Below are 6,580 nucleotides of genomic sequence, written 5' to 3' on the forward strand. Positions count from 1 at the left end.
CCCGGCCGGCATTGCCAGTCTCACCGAACAAAGCCAGACAATTTCTGCCGGCAGCAACCTCAACCTCATCGCCCAGCGCGACAGCAACGAAACCACCGGCCGCCGCTGGCTGCATAACGTCGGCCAGCACATCAGCCTGTTCGTGGCGGGGGTGAAAGACCAGATCGCGCTGAAACTGATTGCCGCGAAGGGCAAGGTGCAGGTGCAGGCGCAGAGTGATGCGATGGAACTGACGGCGGACAAGGACCTGACCATTACCTCGGCCAAGGGCAAGGTCACCATTGCCGCCAGCCAGGAAATCCTGCTGACCAGCGGCGGCGGCTATATCCGGCTGAAAGGCGGCAACATCGAAGTGCATTGCCCCAGCGTGGTGAGCGTGAAAGGCGCCAGCCATAGCCTGTCCGGGCCGGCCAGTCTCAGTACGCCGACGCCAACCTTTGCCAAGCCCGGCACTGGCAACCTGCAGGTGCTACACGAATTTGCCAATGGCTACTCAATGAATCAGGGCAAGTTTGTGGTAACTGATGCGCTAGGCATCAAACACAAGGGGGTGTTGGACGAGGCCGGCAAGGCGATTGTGCATGGTTTGCCTCTTGGTGCGGCACAGGTCGAGTTTCTGGGGCGGCCGCATCAGGACAAAGCCGACATCTTCCCCTTTGTGGAGCAGCCGGAAGCCGCCTTGCAACAAATGGGCGAGGCAGTAAAAGGCAAAGCCATGCAAGAGCTGGGCAGCACCCTGGGTAGCGTCAGCCCACAACTTACCAATGCCGTGGGGCAGGTAAGCGCAATGGCCAGCCAGGCCCAGCAAGCCCTTGCTCTGGCGCGCAATCCGCAAAGCGCCATACCTGCGCTAAAAGGGCAGGCGAAGGACGCATTGATGGGCAAGGCCCAGGATGCACTGCCCACCATGCCCAAGTTTTGAAATCGTCAATCCAGATCCTCAAAGTTGAACCTTCATGACCACTCCTGTTGCTGTACTTGACGGTACCCCGGCCAATGCCTCGAAGGCTCTGGCCCAAACTGGACAATCCTTTGACAAATGGCTGCAGGACATCAGCGACGGCTATTTGAGCGTAGAGACCCTCTCCACTATTGGCGGCGCGATTCCGGTTGTCGGCAACCTCATTTCCGTGGGCGATGTGGTAGTCGACATCATGGACATGAGCGAGAAGAACCGTAAAAAGCTGGAAGTCGATATTTTTGACTGGATGTTTCTTGGGGTGGACCTGATTGGCGTGGTCCCCGCTGCGGGTAGCCTGTTCAAGGTGAGCACTCGCCCGACATTGAAAGTGTGTGCCAATGCCATGCGCCGGGCAGGTAAGGATGTTGCCGAGTACGTCATCGCACCGCAGCTGGTTGGTCAGTTGATCAATATGCTGCCCGGCGATTTTCGCGGCAGGCCAGAGCAGTGGGTGGACTATGTCGAGAGCAAGATAGATGGCTGCCTGAATCAATGCATCAAGGACGGCAGCAAGTATCTGCTTGATCTGGCGGAGTTGTTGCGCAGTGCTGGTAGCGGCACGCTGGGGAAATTTGCGGCCAAGAACATTCCCGTCAAACCGGTGGCCTACAACCTGGAAAAAACCAATGGTGGTTTCTGGGCCACCATCGGCGCGCATATGGACGCCATCAACAAGGCCGTCGGGGAGAAGAAGAAACAAGTTGCTGCCGGCATGGTGGTCACTGCTGCAGAGGCGGTTGATGACATGACTGCCAAATCACCCGCGCTACGGGCCACCTTACGAGAGATGGCCTCTGTGCTGGCGGTGTGGGCGGCGGAGCTGCCGAAAAAATTGATGCAGGTCCTAGCGGATAAACTCAAGCCGTTGCTAGTCAAGCTGAAAGCCGCTTTCAAAGCCTATATGGATAAAAAAGGCGGCGCGGTCAAAAGCGGTATGGGTAAAGTCGCCAAGCAGGTGAAGCAGATCCATAAAGAGGTGGTCAGCCTGTTCAAGGGCGGCGGGCTTGGCCCCAAATGCGGTTGTCCTGCAGGCAAGCCAGCGTCGCCAAGATCGATTGACTACCTGAACGGGGTGGAAACCCTCATCCATACAGATTTTACCTTGCCGGGTGTGATGCCTATCGTCTGGCAGCGGGTTTACCGTTCTGACTTTGATGCCAACGATGTTGACGGTCCGCTGGGTGCGCGCTGGATGGCACCGTTTTCCTCTCGCTTCGAGGAAAACGGCGAAGCCCTGGTTTACTACGATGATGCCGGACGCAAGCTGGACTACCCCCTGTTGCCACTGGGGGAGTCGCTGAAAGACGAACTGGAAGGGCACACGCTTACTCGCCTGGACGACAAACTGATTTCATTGAGTTTTGGGCATGAATTGGTCCAGTTGTACGAGAAGCAGGGGTCTCGTTATCTGTTGGCGCTGCTCAAGGACCGTGCGGGTAACACGCTGGCGGTAAATTTCCGTGATGGCCGCATCAGTCAGCTGGTCAGCAGTGCCGGCTATCTCGTTGCCTTGTCCTACGATGCGCATGGCCGCATTGTCCAGATCAATCAGCAAGACCCAGAAACCCTCCGGCCATTACGCAAATTGGCCGAGTATCACTACACAGAGCAGCAGCCCTTAAGCAGGGATGCCGGCGACTTGCTGTCCGCGACAGATGAGAATGGGCAAAGCTGGAGCTACCAGTATCAGCACCACCTGATCACCCGCTACACCGACCGCACCGACCGCGGCACCACATTGGAGTGGGATGGCCACCATGCCGGCGCACGCGCCATTCACGAATACGCGGATGATGGCAGCCTGGATATCCGTCTGGCGTGGGATGAGCGCATCGATCTCACCTATGTCACCGACGCTTATGGTCGCACCACCGAGTATTACTTTGACGAAAAGGGCTACCACTACCGCACCATCTTTCCGGACAGAAGCGAAGAGTGGTTGAACTATGACGCCAATAAACGCCTGATTATTCACATTCATCCGGATGCCAGCCAGGACAACTACAGCTACGACGCCAAAGGCAATCTCGTTCTGCATGAGCGCGCTGATGGCAGCGAAGTGGCATTTGCCTACGACGAGCAGGACAACCTGATTGAAATCACCGACCCATTGGGCGAGAAATGGCTACGTGCCTACGACGACAAGGGGCAGCTGATTGAAGAAACCGACCCGCTAGGTCACAAAACCGAGTACGCCTACAACGAACAGGGCCTGCCGGTTGCCGTGACCGACGCCAAAGGCGGCGCCAAAAAGATTAGCTACCGCCCGGATGGCCTGCTGGAAAGCTATACCGACTGTTCCGGCAGCGTTACCCAATGGCAATACGATGAGCGTGGCCGCTCGGTCCTCATCATCGATGCCATGGGCAGCGCCACCCGCTACCAGTACGACGACAATGGTGGCCTGCGTGCTGTCGTGTTGCCGGATGGCCAGGCCACCCAGTTGGAGCACGATGCAGAATCCCGCCTGCTCAAGATCACCGACCCGCTGGGCCGCAGCACGCACTACGACTACGACAAGGCCGGGCGGCTGCAAAGCCGTACCGATGCCAACGGCCACGCGCTGGCCTACCGCTACGACAAACTGGGCCGGCTGATTTCCCTGCGCAACGAAAACCACCGTCACTATCTGTTTGAATACGATGATGGCGGACGGGTGATTGCGGAAACCGGCTTTGACGGTGCCGCTACCCGTTACCGTTACGACGCCGCCGGCCGACTGGTGGAACAGCAAGAAGGCGATGTCGCCACCCACTACCGCTACGACCGTGCAGGTCGCCTGATCGAACGCAGTGCACCGGGCAGCAAGGAAAACTTCGGCTACGACCCTGCCGGCCGCCTGTTCAAAGCCAAGAACCGCTATGCCAGCCTGCGCTGGATTTACGACCCGGTCGGCAATATCAGCGAAGAACACCACGGCTACCAGCTTGCCGGTTTGCGCCAAACCTTCCGCTGGCGGCACGAGTATGACGAACTGGGCAATCGCATCGCCACCCAGCGGCCGGACGGGCATAGGGTGGACGTGCTCAATTACGGCAGCGGCCATGTGCATGGCCTGCTGTTCGGCCAGCACGACATCCTGAATCTGGAGCGCGACAAGCTGCACCGTGAAACCCAGCGCATATTGGGCAATAGCTTGCAGCAAAGCCTGACCTACGACAAAGCCGGCCGCCTCAGCAGCCAGCGCCTGAGTGGTGCCACCCAGTGGAGCCGCCAGTACCAGTACGATGCCGCCGGCCAACTCACCGGTATTACCGATAATCGCAGCGGCCAGATCAACTACCGTTACGACCCGGTAGGCCGCCTGCTGCAAGCCGCCACCCCCAAAGGCGTGGAAAGCTTCCGCTTCGACCCGGCTGGCAACCTGCTGGACAACACACCGATGGTCGATGGCGATCAGGACAACAGCCTGCTGGGCAATCTGCTGAGCCACTACGCCGGCCGTCACTACCGCTACGACAGCCGCGGCAACCTCATCGAAAAGCGCGTCAACGGCAGCCTCACCCAGCTGGAATGGGACGGCTACAACCGCCTGAGCCGGCTGACAGCGCCGGGTGGCGACAGCACCGAATACCGCTATGACCCGCTGGGCCGCCGCATCGCCAAGCTCAGTCAGGGCAAGACAACCCTGTACGGCTGGGATGGCGATGTGCTGGCGTTTGAAACCCAAGACGCCGCCGCAGTGCATTACCTGTTCGAACCCGGCAGCTTCATCCCTTTGGCGCAGGTGCACACCGACGCCATCCAGGGCGTGAAAGTGCCGGCATGGAACCAGTACAACCCCTACGACCCAGACCGCGACCCGCTGCTGCAGGCAGGCCCGGAGCCATCCGCCCCGCACGCGGTGTACTACTACCACGCCGACCACCTCGGCACCCCGCAAGCCCTTACCGATGCGCAAGGCCAGCTGGCGCTGGAGATGGATTACAAGGCCTGGGGCGAAGCACGGGAAGTGATTGCCGAGGCGGCGGCCTCCGCCGGCATCCACAACCCCTTCCGCTTCCAGGGGCAGTATCATGACGACGAATCAGGGCTGCACTACAACCGCTATCGCTACTATGATCCGGAGATAGGGCGGTTTATCTCGCGAGATCCGATTGGGTTGCTGGGTGATATTAATATCCATAGCTATACACTGAATCCAATAACATGGATTGATCCTTTAGGTCTCTCAGAGTGCCCGAATAAAAAAACATGGTTTAATGCAAAAAGTCGTCGGGAAGCACTAAGGCAGGCGAAAAGGGATGCTAGAATTCCAATGAATCAACAGCCAAAAATCATGAGAGAAGATCTTGAGGATGGAAGTGGAAATACTGTGCTTGGCCCCAATTATGAACCAGTGACCACAAGAAATTATCACTACACCAACATCGATGGCAAACCAGTGATAATCCAAGAACATAGCATGGGACATGAAAAGGCAACCCCCTGCCATGGAGCAGAGCCTCACTTTAATGTAAGACCAATTAGCAACCCAAGAACTGGCAGCTTCCCCAAAACTCATGGCCATTACAATTTTCCGAGGTAGCAATGAATTTATTAGACAAAATCGCGCGCAATCAATTTTTGCTGCAACTATTTCCAACAGGCCTGTTTCAACCAATACATATCGGGCAAATCAATCTCGACATAGGGGGGCGAGTTTATTTCAGCCTACATACAAGACAAAAACCTGAAATAGAAGTTGCCAAATGGGGAGTGTGGGGGAAAGATTACAACACAATTGTAATCAAGTTATTTGCCAAATCAGGAGAGAGCATAGAGATAAAAGAATGGCGCAACTTGCACTATGACATTCTAATAGTAGAAGAAAATGAAAAATGCATAACGATAAGGCAGAAAAGCAACTCATTTAGTTTAAAACTCGAGGTATCAAATATAATTTTTCAAGAATGCACCACCTACACAGATGAATTAGAGATAAAAAATACCAAGGAATAAGGAGAAGAGAAAATAAAAGTAGACCACATTTTTTTGTAGCTGAAGTCAACGAAAGATACTGCAAGCAGTACAAATACAACAAGCTGGGCAATCGCATCGCCACCCAGCGGCCGGACGGGCATAGGGTGGACGTGCTCAATTACGGCAGCGGCCATGTGCATGGCCTGCTGTTCGGCCAGCACGACATCCTGAATCTGGAGCGCGACAAGCTGCACCGTGAAACCCAGCGCATATTGGGCAATAGCTTGCAGCAAAGCTTGGCCTACGACAAAGCCGGCCGCCTCAGCAGCCAGCGCCTGAGTGGTGCCACCCAGTGGAGCCGCCAGTACCAGTACGATGCCGCCGGCCAGCTCACCGGCATTGCCGACAATCGCAGTGGCCAGATCAACTACCGTTACGACCCGGTAGGCCGCCTGCTGCAAGCCGCCACCCCCAAAGGCGTGGAAAGCTTCCGCTTCGACCCGGCGGGCAACCTGCTGGACAACACACCGACGGCAGACGGTCATCAGGACCACAGCCTGCTGGGCAATCTGCTGAGCCACTACGCTGGCCGTCACTATCGCTACGACAGCCGCGGCAACCTCATCGAAAAGCGCGTCAACGGCAGCCTCACCCAGCTGGAATGGGACGGTTACAACCGCCTGAGCCGGCTGACAGCACCGGGTGGCGACAGCACCG

Annotated in this window: 3 protein-coding genes and 1 pseudogene; all 4 read left to right on the top strand. The window is 56.9% G+C overall.

Translation table 11 applies throughout. The features are described 5' to 3' along the window. Positions 1–922: DUF2345 domain-containing protein (locus tag DBR44_RS08110; protein WP_148090019.1), on the top strand; the 922-nt coding region annotated here is incomplete at its 5' end. 34 nt (positions 923–956) lie between these two features. Further along, positions 957–5,489 (top strand): RHS repeat-associated core domain-containing protein, encoded by a 4,533-nt coding sequence (locus DBR44_RS08115; RefSeq protein ID WP_124643588.1) that lies wholly within the window; start codon positions 957–959, stop codon positions 5,487–5,489. A gap of 2 nt (positions 5,490–5,491) precedes the next feature. After that, a complete protein-coding gene (locus DBR44_RS08120; protein ID WP_124643589.1) occupies positions 5,492–5,902 on the top strand; it encodes a hypothetical protein in 411 nt (136 codons plus the stop codon). A gap of 125 nt (positions 5,903–6,027) precedes the next feature. Then, a pseudogene (locus DBR44_RS08125) lies at positions 6,028–6,580 on the top strand (RHS repeat domain-containing protein); the annotation flags it as partial.

The organism is Aquitalea sp. FJL05 (genome assembly GCF_003852595.1).
Classification (GTDB): Bacteria; Pseudomonadota; Gammaproteobacteria; order Burkholderiales; family Chromobacteriaceae; genus Aquitalea; species Aquitalea aquatilis.